This window comes from Micromonospora sp. NPDC005979, from assembly GCF_040614415.1.
Classification (GTDB): Bacteria; Actinomycetota; Actinomycetes; order Mycobacteriales; family Micromonosporaceae; genus Micromonospora.
Map to the genome: position 1 here is coordinate 525286 of NZ_JBEXUR010000002.1, position 19881 is coordinate 545166.

Here is a 19881-nt window from a genome sequence, read left to right on the forward strand (position 1 = left end):
CGGGCTGATACCGCCACGCCGGCTGTCCGGCGGTGGCGGCCACCGTTGGGCTGACCAGCCAGGCTAGGCTATGCCCGACGTGTTGTCGCCACCGTGGAGATTCCCGTGAAGCTCTCGATCCTCATGCCGGTCTACAACGAGGAAGAACGCATCGCGGATGCCCTCAAGCAGGCATTGGCGGTGGACTACCCCTGCGAGATCGAGCTGGTCGTGGTCGACGACGGCAGCCGCGACGGCACCGGCGAGGTCCTCGGCCGGGCCGACGACGCGCGCCTGCGGGTGATCACTCACCAGCGCAACGCGGGCAAGGGCGCGGCCATCAAGACGGCGGTGGACAGCGCCGAGGGCGAATACATGGTCATCCTGGACGCCGATCTGGAGTACGACCCGCAGGACATCCCGAAGCTGCTCGCCCCGGTGCTCGACGGGCGGGCCACGGTCGTCTACGGCAACCGCACGTTCGGCAGCCACAGCGCCTACAGCTTCTGGTACGTGATGGGCAACAAGGGCGTCACGATGGCGGCGAACGTCCTCTTCAACTCGTACATCGGTGACCTGGAGACCTGCTTCAAGCTGATGCCGGTGGAGCTGTACCGGTCGCTGGAGGTGCGCTCGCGGGGCTTCGGCATGGAGGCCGAGGTGACCGGCAAGCTGCTGCGCCGCCGGATCCGCCCGTACGAGGTGCCGATCAGCTACCGGGCCCGGGGCCGCGAAGAGGGCAAGAAGATCACCTGGAAGGACGGCGTCGAGGCGATCTGGATCCTCGGTCGCGAGCGCGCCCGTCGCCGTCCGGCGGTCACGTCCGCGCGCTGATCGCCGGTATCCTTGAGTTGAAGTCGACTTCAACTCAAGGATGCGGTGATGCAGGACGCGTTGACGATCGGTGAGCTGTCCGTCCGCTCCGGCGTGGCACCGTCCGCGCTGCGCTACTACGAGCGCCTCGGCCTGATCCGCGCCGACCGCACCGGCGGCAACCAGCGCCGCTACGCCCGCGCCGAGCTGCGGCGGGTCGCCTTCATCCGGATCTCCCAGCAGGTCGGCGTCTCGCTCGACGAGATCCGCGACGCGCTGGAATCGCTGCCCGGCAGCCGCACCCCCAGCCCGCAGGACTGGGAGCGCCTCTCCGCGAGCTGGCGCGGCCGGCTGGACGAGAAGATCCGGCTGCTCACCAAGCTCCGCGACGACCTCGACGGCTGCATCGGCTGCGGCTGCCTGTCGATGCAACGCTGCATGCTCTACAACCCGGGCGACACCCTCGCCGCACAGGGCCCCGGCGCCCGCCTCATGCTGCCGCCCGCCTCACCCGACGGTCAGTAGCACCTTCCCGACGTGGTCGCTCGACTCGACCAGCCGGTGCGCCTCGGCCGCCTCGGCCATCGGCAGCCGCCGGTCCACCACCGGCCGTACCTTGCCGGCCGCGACCAACGGCCACACCTCATCGCGTACGCCCCGCACGATCGCCGCCTTCTCGGCCAGCGGCCGGGAGCGCAGCGCGGTCGCCGACACGCTGGCCCGCTTGGTCAGCAACGCGCCGAGATCCAGCTCGGCCTTGCGGCCACCCTGCATCCCGATCACCACGAGCCGGCCGCCGGTCGCCAGCGCGGCGACGTTCCGCCCCAGGTAGGACCCGCCCAGAATGTCGAGGATGACGTCCGCGCCGCGGCCGTCGGTGGCCTTGTCGACCTCCTCGACGAAATCCTGCTCCCGGTAGTCGATCGTGTGCGCCGCGCCCAGCTCGCGCAGCCGGGGATGCTTCGTCGTCCGGGCAGTCGCCAGGACCGTGGCGCCGAGCGCCGCCCCGAGCTGGATCGCGAACGTACCGATCCCACTGCCCCCGCCGTGCACCAGCAGCGTGTCACCCGTTTCGAGCCGACCGACGCCCACCACGTTCGACCAGACCGTGCAGGCCACCTCCGGCAGCGCCGCGGCGTCGACCAGGTCCACGCCGGCCGGCACCGGCAGCAGCTGACCGGCGGGCACCGCCACACGCTCGGCGTACCCGCCACCGGCCAGCAGCGCGCAGACCTCCTGGCCGACCGCCCACCCGGTCACCTCCGGTCCGACCGTGTCGATTACCCCGGAACACTCCAGACCGAGGTACGCGGGCGCACCCGGCGGCGGCGGATAGTGCCCCTGCCGTTGCAGCAGGTCGGCGCGGTTGACCGCGCTGGCCCGCACCCGGACGATCACCTCGCCGGGGCCGGGCTCGGGATCGGGGACCTCGGCCCAGACCAGCGCGTCGGGTCCACCGGGCTGCGGAACGGTGATGGCTCGCATGGTCCCAGTCTCACCCGCCGCGCCCCGCGCCGCAGGCGCACCCCTCCCGGCGCGGCGGTCCGCCGGACTTGATCAACTCGACTTCCCCAAACTCGGGCGGTCTGCGGGCTTGATCAGGTCGACTTCCGTGAAGTCGGGGCATCGCGCGCGTCGGGATGCCCCGGTTTCGGGGAAGTCGAGTCGATCAGCGCCACAGTGGACGCTGGGCCTGCCGCCTGGCCGGCGCTTTTCGGGGAGGGACGGCGAGCCGGCCACCGGGTGCCGTGGCAGACTGTTCACGGCCGCGCACCCACGGGTGGCGGTCCGGGAGGGTTCGCCTAGTGGCCGATGGCGCTGGTCTTGAAAACCGGTAAGGCAGCGATGTCTTCGTGGGTTCGAATCCCACACCCTCCGCTCATTTCGCACAGCAAAACGCACCCCTGACCAGCGCGAACGCCGGTCAGGGGGCGTGTCTAGAGCCCACGAGTAAGTCTCACTTCGTCTCGCTCGGGACTGCCGTGTCTCACTGGTTGTGTCGTCTACGCGTCGGCGGTTGCCGGCCCTTCCTCGGCCTCGCTCGATTCCGGATCGGCGCCCAACACGCCCTCGATCCGCTTCCGCGCGGCTTCGTCCTGCGCGTCGATGCACGAGGCGTAGACCATCAACAGCACATGCACGCTGTGCCCGGCCCACTGCGCGACCTGGGTGGCCGGCACCCCCGCGTTGAGCCAGAGCGACACGGCGGCGTGCCGCAGTTGATGCGTAATAAAGAGTACGGCCGAGATCGCAAGCGCTCTCATTAGCGGGGCCTGCTCCTCATCGGTTGACGTCGAGCAGGTTAATGGCCTTGCCTAGTCATCGACGTCCGCGATCTTCTCCAGGATTTGTTGCACAGCAACGGTGTGGGGGTGTTCCACTCCAAGAACACGCAGGTAACCACTTAGAACCTTTTCGAATTCAAGCCTAGCTGCGTTGTAGTTCCGCCGCCCGAGGAGAAAGTTTGCGAGGCAAGAACGCATCCGCAGCGTCCTCGGATGATCTTCACCAACCACTTCTGCTGCAAATCTAAGGACCTCTTGGTGCGCCGCTTGCGCCTCATCATGCTCTTTTGTGTGCTCAAGAACGTGAGCCAATCCATGCAGTGCTTCTACCGTATTTGGGTGACGTTCCCCAAGAACGCGGCGCCGCCCATCAAGAACAACACGATACTCGGCTGCGGCAGCTTCGTACTCGCCCCTTTGTTGCAGAAGGCCCGACAGGCAATATCGGGTCTGGAGCGTTCCGGGATGATCGTCGCCCAGGACCCGTCGCTCCGCCTCTAAAACAGACCGATGTTCGGTTTCCGCTTCTTCGAGTTCGCCACTCGACGTAAGCACATCGGCCAAGTGATGCCGAGCCGACAGCGTAAGCCGATGATTTTCGCCTAGGACTGAACGTCGGGAGGCAATGACCTTGCCGTACTCTTGTTTCGCGGCTTCGTACCTACCCCGACTCTTGAGGAACCCGGCATAGCTCGTGCGAACACCGATGGTCTCTAGATCTTCGTTTCCAAATCGCTCCTCACGAATAAGAGTCAACTCTTTCAACTCATTCTCTACGGCATCATACTCGCCTAGATCCTCAAGGATCAGAGCATAACACTCACGAGTCTTGAGCGTTTTCCTGTGATGCGGCCCCATCGTGCGCGCTTGGGCTTCGATCACCACAAGATGTTCCCTTGCGGCCTCGGCTGGCTTTCCACGGCTTCGAAGGGTGTGACCAAGGTTATGTCGAATGTTCAAAGTCTGGACATGGTCTTCACCCAGCGCCCGCCGTGCGGTTTCCAGGGCAAGCCGCTGCTCAGCCTCAGCTTCTTCATACTTGCCTTGCAAGTCTAAGAGCGATCCTAGGCAATTGCGAAGATTGAGAGTGTAGGGAGCGTCTTCGCCTCTTACCCTTCGCGTCGTCTCAAGAACAGAAACGTGCTCGATCCGCGCTTCTTCGAGGTTTCCGCGTTGGGAAAGTATATGGGCCAGCCTGTGGCGGCCCTCCAGGACAGCACTGCTCTCGTCGCCGAGCCGACGTTGTTGAGCCGCTATTATTGATCTCAGTTCCACCTCTGCCTGTAGATGCAGACCCCGCTCTTCAAGGTAACGGGTAGCAGCAAGCGCGGCCGATCCAGCAAGGGCAGTCAGCTCATCAGGCACGCCAGCGAAGTCATCGAGGATATGGAATAGATGAAGTATATGCGGCGTGAGGTACTGCCAACGGGGCCACCCTTCTTGAAGGGTTGGGCTGGCCTCGGACGTCAATTTTCCGATCCTGATCACAAGGAGAGATACGTATGTCGAGCGGTTTCCACTCGCCGCAGCTCGACGTGCTGCATGACGGACCAGTGGATGAACTCTTAGGGTGAGGACTTCGTCACTTGAGGTATCTGCGGCTGACGGCAAAACGAGATCTATCATCGCCAAATTGTTCAGCGCCTGCAAGATCCGCCAAAGTTGAGGGCCATCTAGCCCTTGAAATGTGGCTGACCGAGCAAGCAGTCCTGGCTCCAATACCGTTTGATAGGGAATCGGCGCGTCGGCGAGATTGGATAACAGTTCCAACAATGAAACCGCGTCGAGAAGCCCTCGCTTCTCCAGCAGGCTAATAGATAGCTGCCAGACTCTTTCAATCAACTGCTCCCCACCGGGCGGGGGGAAATCCCCAACGATGCTGGCGCTATACTGCGAAAAGGACTTAATGGCGTCGGCTTCCGGCCAAGGTGATGAAGTGGTCTCTGCCAAATACGAGCCGGCTATCCTCAGAGCTAACGGCAGGCCGCCCAGTATGGTGGCCAAGGCGGCAGCCTCGCCCCTACTGCCAGCCCGGTTGCCGGTGTGATCTAGGAGAACCTGAGCGCCATCATCCGGTGCAAGCATGTCCATGACATGTAACTCGCACCACGACCCCCACAATTCTGGCGTGGCGTCACGAGAAGTTACCAACACTCGTCCTTGCTGGGGGACAGTCGGTCTTATCCACCCAGTGCCATCGCTCAGAGCGCCGGGTGCTTCCCCAAGTAAACTGGGATTGTCCGCATTGTCAACCACCAGTAACCAATTTCGGGGAAATCTTTGAAGATGATTCCAGAGCACGTCCGGTGCGTTCCCTTGGCCGAGTTCCTCGGCACTAGCGCCCACCTGACGAGCGACCGCGTGCATCCCTGCAGCTAACAGCGCAGAATCGCCGGCATTAATCCACCAGACGTGGATGTTGCGTGAGGATGCAGTGGCGGCAACTTCCAGTGCTACAGCCGTCTTTCCGCTTCCGCCGAGCCCATGAATGACGTGGACCCTCTTGCTCTGGTTTGCCTCACTCAACATCGCAGCAAGTCGCTTCGTGACGTGCGACCGCCCACGTAGTGGCCGTGCTGGATCACGCCGTCCCAAGGGAGGCGCAACCGATACAGCAGTGGGTTGAGAAGCAAGCGCAGACGGGTTGCCGAGATAGACGTGTTGCGTGCCGGAGCCAAGTGTCGCAGTTTTACTTGATCCATCTGCCAAGATGTGTTGCACTATTCGTGGGACGCCCGCCGCCTGGTCGCTACTCATTCGCTACTCCCAGGGCTAGCTAAAGTTCACGTTCTGCACGCCATGCCCCTGAACAGCCTGGCGGCTATTGTCGTAGCCGACGACATGCTGCTGAACTGGGCCCGAAATTTGTGTCCCAGCTATCGCTAATGCCGCTTGCAGGTCGTTGGCCGAATCGGGATATCTCGCCAGAAAATCTTCCAACCGTGCTCTCCACGCGATCGCCAGTATTGCACGTGCGCTTTCGAGTTCGGCACCCGAAAGACCGTCTAGGGTCGATGCCGAACTGTCTAGGCGATACTCGAGTTCGGACGTGATGGTCGCCGTGTCTCGCCGCATAACCCGCAAGACCCCGGACTTAACCGCAGTCCATGCGTCGGTGGCCATCGCTTCGGCGATAGCAGCGCCTCCAATTGATGCAAGCGCCAGCAAGCTCTCGGTCAGCATTTCTCTCCGGCCTCCAAATCGATGTACTGCGGGTATACACGATGACCTAGCCAGTTTCGACACTTGGTCAGAAAGTTGTCTGCCGGCAACCGACAGAGGGGAACGCCTGTGGACACAGCTGGGCGCGACAGGGTGCCTGCAGATGCTTGGTCGCAGACCTCGAAAGCGTGCGAGGGCAGCAGCCGTCTCAGGTGTGTGGACGGTAGACGGGACGGCCGGGGCGAGGGCTCGCGCAAGCCGCCGCAACTACGCATGGCGGCCCGCCACTAATCAACGCAACCGCTTGGCGACGCTGCTGGCGACTATGGTGGCGGCGGCGCCCACAATCAAGTTGAAGGAAGTATGAATCCGAAGGCACTGATCATCAGTCTCGCTCTTGGCACGGTGGCGACTTGGGCCGCCGGCAAGATCATGAGAGAGCTGAGTGACCTGTCTACGCGGCACCGCTTGCGGTGATGATCACCTCCGATGGACCAGTCGAGAGCCTCGCTGGTTCTAGCGCACGCGTACGACAGAATCAGAGAGCGACACCAAGTGACCCGGGTTATCCCAATGACGTATTCGTGTCGCGTGACGGGCGTTGGCTCGCATAACAGCAGGTCAGCGCGGTGACCTTCGTCGTCTTCAAAACCGGTATGGCAGCGACGTCTTCGTGGGTTCGAATCCCATATCCTCCGGTCATCGACGGCTACCTCATTGCGGCGTACGGTCGGGGTGCGCGATGTACCCGATGCTGCGAGGTGCCTCCATGTCCGATCAGCAACTCACTCCCGGCCAGCGCGTCGAGCGGCTTCGTCGGGCCGCCGGCCTGTCCCGCGAACAGCTCGCGGGCCTTGCCGGGCTCTCTCCGACCACCGTCAAGTTCGTGGAGAACGGGCGTCGAAGCCTGACGTTGCGGGCCGCCCAGCAGCTAGCTCCCCACCTTGGGGTGCGTGACCTCGGCGACCTGTTCGGTCCGCAGGTAACTCTGTCGCTGGACGGACGACCCAGTCATCCCGCCATCGGCGACGTTCGTCGCGCACTGACCGCTTGGCAGATCACCCTCTCCGGTACGCCAGACTCCCCTGACTATCTGCGAGGTGCCGTGGATGCTGCATGGCAGACCTGGCACACTTCTCGGCATCAGCGCACCGAGGTCAGTGTCGTCCTGCCTGGTCTGCTCGATGCCACCCAGCGGGCGGCCCGGCTGCACACCGGCGACGATCGGCGCGCAAGCCTCGCTCTGCTCGCCCAGGCGCATCACCTCGCCCAGGCATACCTCGCCTGGCACGGTGACCGTGAGCTGTGCTGGCTGACCGTCGACCGTGGCATGGCTGCGGCTCTCGATGCCGACGACCCTCTCGCCATCGCCCAGTCGACCTGGTACGCGGCACACCTGTTGCGGGCGGTCGGCCGCGGCGACGAAGCGCTGGAGCGGTTGCGGGAGGCTCGCGCCTTGATCGAACCTCGGGTCGCCGATGGGGGCACTGAGTGGGCGGAGATGTTGGCGGACCTGCTTCTCTGTACCGCCTTGACGAGGGCCCGCACCGGTGACCAGGGCGCGTGGTCGGATCTGGATGCCGCCCGTCGGGTGGTCGAGCAGGCGCTACCAGCGGAGTTCGTCGGCCTTCGTACCCGGGTTTCGCGGCCGTTGGTCGACGTGTACGCCGTGATGTGCGCGGTGGACCTCGGAGATCCTGACGAAGCCCAGAGGCGTGCGCATTCGCTCGATCCGGCGTCGATCCCGTCCACCGAGCGGCGCGGCCGACACTACGTTGAGCTTGCCCGCTCTGCCGACCTTGAGGGGGCGCGGGAGGCGACGCTTCATCTGCTGACTCTCGCCGAGACCACGTCTCCGGAGACCGTTCGATACTCGCCAGCCGCTCAGGAGTTGGCGGGGCGGCTGGCTCGGGAGGCGCCAGCGGCGATTCGCGCGGAAGCAGTTCAGTTGGAGACCCGGATCGCGGTGCCGGAGCTCTAGGGGTACGTCCTGTCGCTGGGTACATCGCGTACCCTCTCTGGCCCTTCCAACTCCATAGCGTGTCCTCACGATTGCAGTAGGTGTTGCGAGCGGTCGTCCGATCCGAGTGGGACAAACGGCCAGGTCGCCACGCCCTGAAGTGGGAGGACGCCGCGATGATCTGGCCCTTCAATTTGCTGCGCCGGAGATCCCGGTGGCTGTCGCTCGCCGTACCACCGACGGGCATCGGTCCGGCGATCCAACGGGCTGAGCAGGAAGCCGCGCGGGCGCGATTGCTGGCTCAGGCTCGTGAGCAGTCCGCCGATCGGCCGGAAGCCGGTGCGGGCCGATGATCGGGGAGGTGCCCACCACAGCCAAGGCAGCGGCACGAGCCCGAGTGGCACAGGGCGAGCGGGCCGCCGCCGCCCTGGATGGCCGGCTAGCAGATTTCCACGTGCCGCGCCGCCCGGAGTGGAGCTGCCGGAGCTGTGCGCAGGACACGCCCTGGCCGTGTGCGCCGGCCCGAGTCCGCTTGGCGGAGGCCTACGGGCGGGACCGGATCGGCCTGTCCATGTACGTGGGCGGCCTGCACGCGGTGGCTGTGATGGAGTTGCCGACGATTCCGGCGGGTGAGCTGTACGAGCGCTTCGTTTCCTGGGCCCGTTGACCGGCGACGACTAGTTTCCCTCGGGCTCGTCCCGGCGGGCCTCGCGGATCGTCGTGTCGGCGAGCCGTTCGACGGCGCGTCGACGCTCCTCGGCGAGCGCCCGCTCGTCCGGTTTGCGCAGGACGCCGACGACGGCGACCAGAAAGTCCCGCCAGATGCTCAGCAAGAAATTCCCCCCGTGGAACGCTTCAGGGGCATCACCCTAGCCCGCTCCCGTGATCCGGCACACCCCGACCAATCGGTCGTTCCACGCCGTGGAAAGGGGTATGAAGAGGCTGGTATCTGCCCACTCCGGAAGGACGCGTACCGATGACCCTGGAACGACCGATCGCCCCGGACCCGTACGAGCTGCTGCCGACCGTTCCCTCGTTCACCCTGACCAGTGACGACGTGCAGAACGGCGAGCCGATGGACGTCCGGCACGCCCACGGCAGCGCCGGCGGTGAGAACGTCTCGCCGCAGCTCACCTGGTCGGACTTCCCCGCCGAGACCAAGAGCTTCACCGTCACCTGTTACGACCCGGACGCGCCGACCGGCAGCGGCTTCTGGCACTGGGTGCTGGTGAACGTGCCGGCCGATGTCACGCAGCTCCCCGCCGGTGCCGGGGGTGCGGCGGGCACCGATCTCGGCGGAGCGTTCTCCGTCCGCAACGACTACGGCGAGCAGGGCTACGGCGGCGCGGCGCCGCCGCCCGGTGACCGCCCCCACCGGTACGTCTTCGCGGTGCACGCCCTGGACGTAGACCGCCTGGACCTAACCCCCGACGCCAGCCCCGCCTACGTCGGCTTCAACCTGACCTTCCACACCCTGGCGCGGGCGGTAATCCGCCCCACCCACCAGACCAAGGAGTAACCCCACCCCCTAGCCGCGCCGATCTTGCACATTCTGCGCCGACATACCCCCGCAGAAGGGACGTAACGGCAACAGAAAGTGCAAGATCGGCGAAAAAATCAGGCCGGGACCCGGGCTACCGCGAAGACGGACTGGCCGAACGGGGGGCGGACGACCTGTTCGGCGGCCTTCGTCGCCGGGAGGACCAGGGTGTCGTACACCTTGACCATGGGGCCCTCCTTCGGCATGAGCCGGAAGACCTTGGTGGCCATGAAGTAGCCGATCAACCCGAGCGCGTTCGCGTAGTGGATCTTCTCCACGGTCAGGCCGGCCTCGGTCATCGCCGTACCGAGCGTCTTCTTGGTGTAGCGCCGGACGTGGCCGGTGGCGATGTCGGCCGGGCTCATGGCGAACTGGAACGCCGGCACGATGATGATCACCGCGCCGCCGGGCCGGACCAGGTCACGCATGCTGCGCAGCGCGCCCACGTGGTCCTCGATGTGCTCCAGCACGTTGTACGAGACCGCGGCGCTGTAGTTTCCCCGATCGTTGTGCGGCAGCAGCATCTGCCGGACGTCGACGCCCGCCTGGCTGGCGAGCCGCTCCTTGAGCTGCACGAGCCGGTCGGGGTCGGCCTCCGTGGCCGTGAACCGGGGCAGCCGCTGCGACCATTCCAACGCGTAGTCGCCGAGGCCGCTGCCGATCTCGATCGGGTCGTCACCGAGGTACGGCACCGCCAGTTCGACGAACCAGCGACGGTGGTTGACGGCCATCGCCAGGCCCTCAAGCACCTCGGACTGGACGCGCTGGTCCCCAGTGATTTCTGCCATGCGTCGATTCCTCACGATATGAACTCGACCCGTGCCTGGACCGACAGAGTGAATCATCCGCTTGGATGGCGAAGGAATCGGGGGAGCTGTTGGCCGAATTGCGGGTCGGGGGGTGGGCACGTGATCGGCGGTCGGCGAACCCGGCACATAGTACGGCAGTACCTCGAAACATGTCACGGCACCGTCATACGCTGACTACCCTATGAATTGTCATGACTACTCCCGAATCGGACGCTCCCGGCGACGGTCCGTCCACCGCTTCGCGGGTGGAGGAGCCCGGCGACGGCGATCGGTTGCGCCGCAACGGGAAGTGGGCCGATCTGGCCGCCGTGCTGAGCTTCGTCGTGCTCGGCTTCTGGATCACCGGGCGTCTCTGGTGGAACCCGGGCAGCGGAGTGCGGGACAACCGCTCGGACCAGTCGCAGTTCGAATGGATGATGGCGCACGGTGCGCGGGTCGTCACGCAATTCGCGTACCCGTTCCACTCGGACCAGATGAACGTGCCGGACGGCGTCAACCTAATGGCAAATACGTCCGTATTATCCATTTCATTACCAATGACGCCGATAACCCTGTTGTTCGGGCCACGTGCGTCATTCCTGCTCTTTCTCACCCTCGGAATGATCGCCACCGCTACGGCCTGGTACTTCCTGCTCTCCCGAGTCCTGGTCGGAAGTCGGGGGCCGGCCTGGCTGGGCGCCGGCTTCTGCGCGTTCGCGCCGGCCATGGTGTCGCACGCCAACGGGCACCCGAACATCGTGTCGCAGTTCGTCGTCCCACTGATCATCTGGCGTACGCTGCGGCTCGCCGACCCCGGCCGCTGGCTGCGTAACGGTGTGCTGCTCGCGTTGGTGATCGTCTGGCAGGCGTTCCTCAACCTGGAGATCCTGCTGATGACCGCCATCGGGCTCGGCGTGATCGTCGGCGCGCTGGCCCTCGCTCGCCCCGCCCTGCGATCACGGACCCGAGGGTTCCTCGCCGGCCTGGCCGTCGCCGCCGTGGTCGCCGGTGCGCTGCTCGCGTACCCGCTGTACGTGCAGTTCTTCGGCCCGGGTGCCTACTCCGGGTTGTCCAGCCTGATCCGTGGCTACTCCAGTGACCTGGCCTCGTTCGTGGCGTACTCCCGGGAATCCCTCGCCGGCAGCCCGCGCACCGCCGCCGGCCTGGCCAAGAACCCGACCGAGGAGAACAGCTTCTTCGGCTGGTCGCTGCTCGTACTGGTGATCGCCCTCGTCTGGTGGCTGCGGCGCTCGGCGGTGGTGCTCGCGCTGGCCGGGCTCGGGCTGCTCTTCGCGGTGCTCTCGCTCGGCCGGGAGATCCGCTTCAACAATCGCGGCACCGGGGTGCCGGGGCCCTGGGCGGCGCTGGAGAACCTGCCGATCCTGCACTCGGTGGTGCCGACCCGGTGGGCGCTGGCGATCACTCCGATCATCGGGGTGTTGCTCGCCTACGGCACCGAGCGCGCCCGCGAGGTGGCCCGCGCCCGACCGGCCGCCCGGCCGCAGATCCGCTTCGCCACCGCGACCGTGCTGACGATGGCTCTGCTGCCGATCCTGCCCACCCCGCTGCCGGTGGTCCAACTGGATCCGGTGCCCACCTTCGTGACCAGTGGGGCGTGGCGGCCGTACGTGGCTGGTGGGCGCAGTGTGGTGACCCTGCCGCTGCCGGATACCACCTACGCGGAGCCGCTGCGCTGGGCTGCCGTCACCCGGGACGACATGCCGCTGGCCCGGGGCTACTTCCTCGGCCCGGACACCCGCCCGAGCGCCCAGCCGCCGAAGGTCGCGCTGTTCACCGCGCCGCCGCGACCCACGAGCAGCTTCTTCGCCACCATCCACCGTACCGGCGCGGTTCCGCCGATCACCCCGCAGAGTCGGGTCAAGGCGGTCGACGACCTGCGCTACTGGCGGGCCGGCGTGGTGATCCTGGGACCGCACGAGCACGAGATGGAACTGCGCCGCGGGATGACCGAGTTGACCGGTGTCCAGCCGACCTTCACGGGCGGCGTGTGGGTGTGGGACGTCCGACCGCTGACCGACTGAAGAGCGGGTCAGCCCTGGCGGACGCAGCAGCCCTGGCAGACCTTGGGGCTGGGCAGCGTGAAGGCCAGGCAGCAGGTGCGGCGCTGGACGCTGGGCTCGCCGGCCGGGCCGGGAACCAGCTCCACCAGGTCGGCCAGGTCGAGCGCGCCGAGCAGGGTGTCGATGCTCTGCACGGTCGAGCCGGGCAGCGCGTCGGCACCACGCAGGATGCCGTGCGCGATGCCGGAGGCGACCGAGCCGAGCAGCGTCCGGGTGCCCACCCGCACCTCTGCCTGGATCGCCGCGATCAGCGGGGCCAGGTGGGCGTCGAGCAGGGAGGCCCGCAGCTCGGCGAGCAACTCCGCCTCACCCGCGACGACGCGTACCTCCGGCAGGCCGGACAGCGCCAGCGGGTCGCTCGGCAGGACCGCCACGGTGGTGCCGCGGCGCAGACCCAGCGTGATCAGGGGCCGGTGGTCCTCGAAGTGGATCAGCACGTCGGACGGGTGGAGCAGCGGAACCCGGCGGGCCGAGGCCCAACCGAGTACGACCGGCAGCGCCGTCCAGTAGCTGTACGACTTCCAAGCCAGAGCGGCGCAGGCGTGCGGGGTGCCGCCCCAGCGGACACTCGCCGCGCGCAGCAGCTCCGGCAGTCGGGTGCCGTCGACCAGGGTCGTGGCGGGCGTCCAGCCCAGCTCGTCGTCGACCAGCAGCCCTCGGGCGAGCCCGGGAAGGTCGTCGGTGCCGAACATGGTCCGAAGCGCGGCGGTGACGGGGGCGAGCGGCGTGGCGGTCACGTCCCGCCTCGGCATCACCGCAGTCACCTGAGCCGTCCCCCGTCCGCATGGCCGAGGAGCCTCCCCCGGCGGACGGTCAGATGCCGTCCTGAGCTAAGGCTAGCCTAACCATGCTCGCCGGCATACCCGAGTGTTCTGTAATCCGGGCGACAGCGGCTGCCCTGTTCGGGCAGGCCGAGAGGCCCCGGACCGCGTACCGCGATCCGGGGCCTCGTAAACGCGACTCGAGGGCGTGTTTCACAAGAGCTGGCCCTTATGAAAAAGCCCTAATCGTTCAAGCCGCAGTCCTTGGCCGGCGTCGGCGTGCACGGCAGCTTCCGGTAGTCGGCCGGAGGTGAGACGGTCACCTTGGCCAGGTTCTCCTTGCTGCGCGGCAGCCACTCGTAGTCACTGGTGGTGGTGCCGGTGAACAGCTTGTTGACCACCCGAACCGGCAGGTAGGACTTCTTGTCGACCCAGATCTGCATGGACTCCTCGGCGGTCTTGGCAGCAGCGTCCATGGCGCTGTCCGGGCCGCCCAGCCACTGCAGGTGCACGGTCTGCCGGCCGTCCAACCGCTCCTCCCCGACGAGCGTCACCTTCCCGCTGTCGACGGCGCGCTTGAGGTCCTTGGGGTTGAGCGACGGCGGTAGGTACTGGACCTGGTTGGTGTCGGCGGGCTTGAGCGAGCCGATCTGGTAGGTCCACCACTTCTTCTTGTCGTGGTTCAGCTCGACGGCGGTGGAGCCGTCCAGCGCCAGGGTGTACGAGCGGACGTCGCCGTAGTAGATCTTGTTGTCCTGCCGTTCGCGGCTGGTGGTGCGGTCGGCCCAGAGCTCGATCAGGCTCGCCTGCTTGCCGTCCCGGCCCTGGTGTTTGGCGGTCTCGTGCTGGACGTACCCCGGTAGTTGGCCCAGGGCGGTGGCCGTCTGCTCGGCGACGTAGCCGACGGTGAGCATCTCCGGCGCCTCCTTCGGGGCGCCGCCGCCTCCCACGCCGCCGGGAGCGAACGCCAGCGAGGCGCCCACGGCCACGGCGGCGACCACCGGCGCGGCGACGGCCAGACCCAGTGCCCGGGTACGGCGCCGGTTCCGGTGGTGCAGGGTCTCGGTGAGATTGGATGGTGCGGTCATGGTGTACGTCTCCTCGTGGAGCCGGTCGCCCAGCAGGCGGCCCAGCTGTTCGTCGTCGAGAGCGGTCATCGCAGGGTCCTTGCCTCTTCGGTTTCGTGAAGGTCGCCGAGTAGTTCGCGCAGCCGCGCCAGCGCACGGGAGGTGTACGACTTGACCGTTCCGATCGAGCAGCCGATCAGCTCCGCCGTCTGCTCGATGGAGAGGTCTTCGAAGTACCGGAGCACGATCACCTGTCGCTGCCGCACGGGAAGTTGGGCGAGCGCCCGGGCGACCGTCTGCCGCTCCCCGACGCCGTCGAACCCGGAGTCGGTGGAGCGGAAGGCATCGGGGTTGTCCGGCAGTGCCGTCTCGCGCGGGCGTCGCAGCAGATCCCTGATCCGGTCCCGGGACAGGTTGACCATGACCTGCCGGACGTACGGCTCAGGCGCCTCGCGGGCCTTCGACCAGCGACGCATCGTGCGCAGCAGGGCCGTCTGCAGCAGATCCTCCGCGTGGCCCCGGTCCCCGGTGAGGAGGAACGCGAGCCGCAGCAGCGCCGCCGACCTCTGCTCGACGAAGGTGTCGAAACTCGGATCAACTCTCACGGGGATAAGGACTCCGATCACCCGGCGGGGGTTGCCATCGCCGGCCGCCGTCACAGGGGGCGAGACCTGAGCTGTCAAGCGGTGTGTCGGGAACATGCCAGATGAGTGTGCGGTCGGCCACGGAACGTGAAACTGATACTCCCGGCCGCGAGGAAGCCGATGACGACCTCACCCCTCGAACGGGCTGCCGAGTCCTTCGCGGCCGAGCTTGCCCGTCAGCGCGCCGGGCGGGGCCTCTCCAAGAAACAACTGGCCGTGCTGATGGGTTTCGACCCGTCTTACGTGAGCCACGTCGAAGGGCGCCGACACCGGCCGACCGAGGACTTCGCCCGCCGCGCCGAGGCCGTCCTGGAGGCCAGCGGCGCGATCTGGCAGCGTTTCCGCGAGTACGACGACCTCCGGCACGCCCGCTCCGGCCAACCGCAGCGCGAACCCTCGCTGTCCGGCCAGTGGCTGCCCCCCGGCACCGGCCTTGTGGTGGAGCGGGAGTTGGCCTCCCTCACCCACACCGCTGACGGCTACCGGTGCGTCATCCACCGCGAGCTGTACAACGCCGGCACCGAGCCGGTAACCCGCTACCTCGTCCGCGTCGCGGTGGACCGCTACCCGAACGATCCCGGTCGCTCCAACCGGCACCACCGGGAACACCCGCTCACCTTCGCCGAGCTGCAACTACAGGCCCGGCGCGACGACGGCACCGGCGACCCGGAGCCGATGCACTGGCGGGCGAAGCACGACCGGGACGCCTTCAAGGAGATCTGGCTGCTCTTCGAGAACGGCGAGCGCCGCTTCCCGCTGTACCCCGGCGACCGGACCAGCATCGAGTACGCGTACAGCGTCGGCCACGACAAGTGGGGCCCCTGGTTCCAGCGGGCCGTCCGGCTGCCCACCCGGCACCTCGCCGTACACCTGGATCTGCCGGCGGCGTTCGACCCGCAGGTCTGGGGCGTGGAGACCTCGCTCTCGGCGGAGGAGGGCCCGCTGCGGACGGCCCCGCAGCGGCGCGACGAGGGTGACCGGGCGATCGTCGACTGGCAGACCGACGACCCGCCGCTGAACGCCCGCTACCGGATGCAGTGGCGCTTCCGGGCTCGGCCGGACACCGAGCCGGACGCCGGCCCCGGCACCACCCGGGTCCGACCCAGCGACCGCATGCGCGGGATCGGCATCGTGCAGCGCGGCGACGACCTGCTCCGACAGCCGGTCCGACAGTTCGACCTGCCCGGCGAGGAGCAGGCGGCCCGCGAGATCGTGGACCGCCTCATCATGGCGCTGGCCCGGCTCGACGAGCTGCACCCGTTCAGTAAGGGGGTCGGTGTCGCCGCCCCGCAGCTCGCCATCGGCCGTGCCGCCGCCGTCGTCCGACCCCCCGACCGCTCGGCGGAGCCGGTCGTCCTGCTCAACCCGCGGGTGGTCGACGCCGACCCGGAGACCGACGAGCAGTACGAGGGGTGCCTCTCGTTCTTCGACCACCGCGGTCTGGTGCCCCGGCCGCTGCGGCTCGACGTCGAACACGCCCAGTGGGACGGCAGCCGGATCATCACGTCGTTCGAGTTCGGCATGGCCCGGCTCGTCGCGCATGAGATCGACCATCTTCATGGTCGTCTCTACGTGGACCGGATGGCGCCGGGTGTGCCGCTGGTGCCGGTCGAGGAGTACCGGGAGACCGGGCGACCCTGGCGCTACTGAGACACGGAGGGGACCGGGGCGCGCGCCCCAGGGGGCAGGGGCACGCGCCCCGGTGTGGGGGGAGGAACGTCTAGAGATCGCCGAACGTGTCGTAGCGGACGGTCGACGGCGGCACCTCGTCGGCGGCGAGCACCCGCAGGGTCGACCGGACCATCTGCGCCGACCCGGAGACGTAACAGTCGTGCGTGGTCCACGGGCCGTACCGGGCCACCACGTCCGCGATGTCACCCTGCTCGCCGTCGAAGTCCGGGTCGTCGCTGCACGCGGCGGTGACCGACAACCACGGATGTGCGGCCACCAGATCCTGCAACCCGGCCAGCCCGTACAGGTCTGTCGCCTGCCGGGCGCCGTAGAAGACGTGCACCCACCGCGTCCGGTTGTAGGTGGCCAACTCCTCCACCAGCGCCTTGATCGGCGCGAGCCCGACGCCACCGGCCACGCAGAGGATGTCCCGCTCGGAGGAGCGGTCCAGGGTCATCGACCCCATCGGCGCCGCCAGCCGCAGCAGGTGCCCGGGCTGCACCCGGCGGACCAGCGCCCCGGACACCCAGCCCGCGCCGGGGCTCCGGACGTGGAACTCCAGCACGTTGTCGTCGTTCGGGGCGTTCGCCACCGAGTAGTTCCGCCACACCCTCGGGTGGAAGCGGGGCAGCTCCAGGCTGACGTACTGGCCCGCCCGCCAGGGCAGCGGATGTTGCAGGGCCCGGCAGGTCAGCACGGCGATGTCGGGGCCGTGGCGCTCGTGGGTCAGCACCTCGGCGTGCCAGAACGGCGGGTTGTCGTCGTCGGCCGCCCCGGCCACCATCTTCGCGGTGATGGCCGCGTACGCGTCCCGCCAGGCCTGGTCGTACTCCAGGTTCCAGCCGTCGCCGGCGGTGCTGCGCAGCGCGTCGAGCAGCGCGACGCCCATCGTGGCGTAGTGCCGGTCGTCGACGTGGTACTTGCGGTGGTCGCGGCCCAGCGCGCGAAGGAACTCGTCGAAGCTCTCCGGGTCGTCCACGGTGTGGATCGCCGTGATGATCGCCTCCAGCAGGCGGTCACCCTGGCCGGTCATCTGCACCGGGAAGAGCTGGCGCAGGGCGGGGTCGAGCAGGAACACCCGAGCGTAGAAGTGCCCGGTCAGCCGCTCCCGGTCCTCCTCGACCAGGGTCCAGCTCTCCTTCAGCAACCGTGCGACGTCGTCCACCGGTGCTCCTTCTCCAGACGGCAGCGGATCGGGCACCCATAGAATCTCCACGGAGCGTGTCCACCGGTCGCACAGAATGTGCGATCGGTTCATGCCGGCCGGTCGGCCCTGCCCGCTGGCCGGTCCGTCGGGCAGAGTGGTGCGGTGACCGTTGAGCTGACCCGCCCGGTGTCCCGCCGGCTGCTGGGGACCGAAACGTTGCTGGTCCTGGGCCTGTCCCTGGGCCAGTCCGCCGTCTACGCGGTGGTCTCGATCATCGCGAAGCTGACCGCCGAAGGCCCGCTCTCCAAGCAGACCGCCGCACTGAACACCTCCGCGTCGGCCCGCCCCTGGCTGGACCTGACGTACCAGCTCCTCGGCATCGTGTTCGCGCTGCTTCCCGTGCTGCTCGCCGTACACCTGCTCAGCAGGGACCCCGGCGACCCGGCGCGGACCCTCGGCCTGGACGCGCGACGGCCCGGCCAGGATCTGGCCCGGGGCGCCGGCCTGGCCGCGCTGATCGGCCTGCCCGGTCTGGCCCTGTTCTGGGTGGCGGCGCAGCTCGGCCTCAACGCGACGCTGGTGCCGGCGGCCCTACCGCACGTCTGGTGGGCGGTGCCCATCCTGATCCTCGCCGCCGTGCAGAACGCCGTGCTGGAGGAGGTGATCGTGGTCGGCTACCTGGTCACCCGGCTGCGCCAACTCCAGTGGCGGCTCGCCGCGATCATCGCGGCCAGCGCGCTGCTGCGCGGCAGCTACCACCTCTACCAGGGCTTCGGCGCCTTCGTCGGCAACGCGGTGATGGGCGTCGTGTTCAGCCTCTTCTACCTGCGTACCCGCCGGGTGATGCCCCTGGTCATCGCGCACACCGTGCTCGACGTGGTCGCCTTCGTCGGCTACGCGTCGCTGCCCCGCGAGTGGTTCGACTGGTTGTGACCACTCAGCGCCGGTGCGGCCGGTAGGCGGCCACCGCCCGCGCCGCCAGCCGATCGGCCGCCGCCGCGTCGCCAAGCGTCGCGGCGACCACCGCCGCCCCCGGCACCAGTCGGGACGCCAACCGCAACGCCACCCACCCGCCGGCCTGCGCGGTGAGCGGCGCGGCGAGCCGCCAGGCGGCCTCCGCCGCCTTCGGCCACGTCCCCTCCACCGGATCACCGGCCTCCCGCGCGCCGACCAGCGCGGCCCGCGCGCTCGCCGCGTCCGGATGCACCTGGGTCAACACCAGCAGCTCCTCGGCCCGATCGGGATGCGCCGGGTCGTGGCCGTACGCCGCCGCCAGGTGCAGCACCAGATTCGCCTGGGTCCAGAGCACCGACACCAGCTCCGCCAGCGGCGCGAACAGACCGGCCAGCGCCGCCGCCGCCCCTCCCGCGCCCGCCGCCCGCACGTACCGCCGGGTCGCCAGCCGGGCCAGACCGTCCGCCGGAGCGTCCGGGTAGCGGTCCCGCAGCCGCCGCGCCCACTCGGCCGCGCCGGGTCCGAGCGTCCGCACCGCCTCCATCGCCAGGAACTCCGGCGCGAAGCCAGGGTGGTCACGCAGGCGCGCGACCACCGCCGGCAATTCGGGGGTACGCGTCGAAGCCGCCTCCGGGTCAGCCGATGGAACTGCCGCTGCGGCCGGTTCGGGGGCGATCCCGGAAGCCGCTTCCGGGGTGGGCGTCGGTGCGGTTTCGGGTGCGCTCGCCTCCGGCGTGACGGCTTTGGTCGGGGTGACCTTCTGCGGCTCTGCCGTGCGCGGGGTGGACTTTCGCGGCGCGACTGGGGCCGGAGTCGCGTTGTCCTGGGCCGTCGAACGCGAGGTCGCCTTCCCCGGGGTCGCCTTGCTCGGGGTCGTCTTGCTCGGGGTCGTCTTGCTCTGGGTCGTGGCGCGGGTGGGCGTGGCGCGCTTGCGAGGAGTTGGCGTGATCTCGGTCGGCTCTGGTGTGACGGGCGTCGCATCCGGGATGGCCGGCGCTGGCGAAGGTGGTGTCGGTGCGACGGCCGCCG

At 68.0% G+C, this 19881-nt stretch carries 18 protein-coding genes, 1 tRNA gene and 1 pseudogene; 9 read left to right on the top strand and 11 right to left on the bottom strand.

Annotated elements, in window-relative coordinates; translation table 11 throughout:
* Positions 1–105: 105 nt before the first annotated feature.
* Together ABZ272_RS05730 and soxR are read left to right on the top strand one after the other, a co-directional pair.
* Positions 106–813: a glycosyltransferase family 2 protein gene (locus ABZ272_RS05730; protein ID WP_355048697.1), complete on the top strand. Its 708-nt coding sequence runs from the start codon at positions 106–108 to the stop codon at positions 811–813.
* A 48-nt stretch (positions 814–861) separates the two neighbouring features.
* Positions 862–1317 (top strand): redox-sensitive transcriptional activator SoxR, encoded by a 456-nt coding sequence (soxR, locus tag ABZ272_RS05735; RefSeq protein WP_355048698.1) that lies wholly within the window; start codon positions 862–864, stop codon positions 1315–1317.
* Here soxR and ABZ272_RS05740 read toward each other — a convergent pair.
* Positions 1300–2277, bottom strand: coding sequence for an NAD(P)H-quinone oxidoreductase (locus tag ABZ272_RS05740; protein WP_355048699.1), 978 nt, complete (start codon positions 2275–2277; stop codon positions 1300–1302). The two genes, soxR and ABZ272_RS05740, sit on opposite strands and share 18 nt — an antisense overlap.
* A 306-nt stretch (positions 2278–2583) precedes the next feature.
* Here ABZ272_RS05740 and ABZ272_RS05745 point away from each other — a divergent pair.
* A tRNA-Ser gene (locus ABZ272_RS05745) sits at positions 2584–2670 on the top strand.
* A gap of 125 nt (positions 2671–2795) precedes the next feature.
* On the opposite strand, the pseudogene ABZ272_RS05750 reads toward ABZ272_RS05745, so the two are convergent.
* From ABZ272_RS05750 to ABZ272_RS05760, 3 genes and pseudogenes are all read right to left on the bottom strand, one after another.
* A pseudogene (locus ABZ272_RS05750) lies at positions 2796–3011 on the bottom strand (integrase); the annotation flags it as partial.
* 96 nt (positions 3012–3107) lie between these two features.
* Entirely contained in the window at positions 3108–5834 is a 2727-nt protein-coding gene (locus tag ABZ272_RS05755) for a tetratricopeptide repeat protein (protein WP_355048700.1), read from the bottom strand.
* Positions 5835–5849: 15 nt separating this feature from the next.
* Entirely contained in the window at positions 5850–6260 is a 411-nt protein-coding gene (locus ABZ272_RS05760; RefSeq protein ID WP_355048701.1) for a hypothetical protein, read from the bottom strand.
* A 748-nt stretch (positions 6261–7008) separates the two neighbouring features.
* Between ABZ272_RS05760 and ABZ272_RS05765 the strand changes: the two genes are divergently transcribed.
* Both ABZ272_RS05765 and ABZ272_RS05770 read left to right on the top strand, forming a co-directional pair.
* On the top strand, positions 7009–8220 hold the full coding sequence (locus tag ABZ272_RS05765) for a helix-turn-helix transcriptional regulator (RefSeq protein WP_355048702.1): 1212 nt from the start codon (positions 7009–7011) through the stop codon (positions 8218–8220).
* A gap of 511 nt (positions 8221–8731) precedes the next feature.
* The gene (locus ABZ272_RS05770) at positions 8732–8866 is read left to right on the top strand and encodes a hypothetical protein (protein WP_355048703.1); all 135 of its coding nucleotides are present in this window, start codon (positions 8732–8734) and stop codon (positions 8864–8866) included.
* A gap of 10 nt (positions 8867–8876) precedes the next feature.
* Here the strand turns inward: ABZ272_RS05770 and ABZ272_RS05775 are convergent, their stop codons facing one another.
* Positions 8877–9032, bottom strand: coding sequence for a hypothetical protein (locus ABZ272_RS05775; RefSeq protein WP_355048704.1), 156 nt, complete (start codon positions 9030–9032; stop codon positions 8877–8879).
* Positions 9033–9175: 143 nt separating this feature from the next.
* Here ABZ272_RS05775 and ABZ272_RS05780 point away from each other — a divergent pair, with 143 nt between their 5' ends.
* Positions 9176–9718: a YbhB/YbcL family Raf kinase inhibitor-like protein gene (locus ABZ272_RS05780; RefSeq protein WP_355048705.1), complete on the top strand. Its 543-nt coding sequence runs from the start codon at positions 9176–9178 to the stop codon at positions 9716–9718.
* 98 nt (positions 9719–9816) lie between these two features.
* On the opposite strand, the gene ABZ272_RS05785 is transcribed toward ABZ272_RS05780, so the two are convergent.
* Entirely contained in the window at positions 9817–10527 is a 711-nt protein-coding gene (locus tag ABZ272_RS05785) for a class I SAM-dependent methyltransferase (protein WP_355048706.1), read from the bottom strand.
* A 212-nt stretch (positions 10528–10739) separates the two neighbouring features.
* Between ABZ272_RS05785 and ABZ272_RS05790 the strand changes: the two genes are divergently transcribed.
* Entirely contained in the window at positions 10740–12569 is a 1830-nt protein-coding gene (locus ABZ272_RS05790) for a hypothetical protein (RefSeq protein ID WP_355048707.1), read from the top strand.
* A gap of 8 nt (positions 12570–12577) precedes the next feature.
* Here the strand turns inward: ABZ272_RS05790 and ABZ272_RS05795 are convergent, their stop codons facing one another.
* The 3 genes from ABZ272_RS05795 to ABZ272_RS05805 form a co-directional block, all read right to left on the bottom strand.
* Positions 12578–13360 (bottom strand): IucA/IucC family C-terminal-domain containing protein, encoded by a 783-nt coding sequence (locus tag ABZ272_RS05795; RefSeq protein ID WP_355048708.1) that lies wholly within the window; start codon positions 13358–13360, stop codon positions 12578–12580.
* Between the two features lie 251 nt (positions 13361–13611).
* The gene (locus tag ABZ272_RS05800) at positions 13612–14526 is read right to left on the bottom strand and encodes a hypothetical protein (protein WP_355048709.1); all 915 of its coding nucleotides are present in this window, start codon (positions 14524–14526) and stop codon (positions 13612–13614) included.
* A complete protein-coding gene (locus ABZ272_RS05805; protein WP_355048799.1) occupies positions 14523–15047 on the bottom strand; it encodes a SigE family RNA polymerase sigma factor in 525 nt (174 codons plus the stop codon). Before ABZ272_RS05805 ends, ABZ272_RS05800 begins: the two co-directional genes overlap by 4 nt.
* Before the next feature lie 153 nt (positions 15048–15200).
* Here ABZ272_RS05805 and ABZ272_RS05810 point away from each other — a divergent pair, with 153 nt between their 5' ends.
* Complete coding sequence (locus ABZ272_RS05810; protein ID WP_355048710.1) at positions 15201–16730, top strand: peptide deformylase; 1530 nt, start codon at positions 15201–15203, stop codon at positions 16728–16730.
* 70 nt (positions 16731–16800) lie between these two features.
* On the opposite strand, the gene ABZ272_RS05815 is transcribed toward ABZ272_RS05810, so the two are convergent.
* Positions 16801–17916, bottom strand: coding sequence for a globin domain-containing protein (locus ABZ272_RS05815; RefSeq protein ID WP_355048711.1), 1116 nt, complete (start codon positions 17914–17916; stop codon positions 16801–16803).
* A 144-nt stretch (positions 17917–18060) separates the two neighbouring features.
* On the opposite strand from ABZ272_RS05815, the gene ABZ272_RS05820 reads away from it, so the two are divergent.
* Positions 18061–18831, top strand: a complete 771-nt coding sequence (locus ABZ272_RS05820; protein ID WP_355048712.1) for a CPBP family intramembrane glutamic endopeptidase — start codon at positions 18061–18063, stop codon at positions 18829–18831.
* Between the two features lie 4 nt (positions 18832–18835).
* On the opposite strand, the gene ABZ272_RS05825 is transcribed toward ABZ272_RS05820, so the two are convergent.
* Complete coding sequence (locus ABZ272_RS05825) at positions 18836–19447, bottom strand: hypothetical protein (protein WP_355048713.1); 612 nt, start codon at positions 19445–19447, stop codon at positions 18836–18838.
* Positions 19448–19881: the final 434 nt, after the last annotated feature.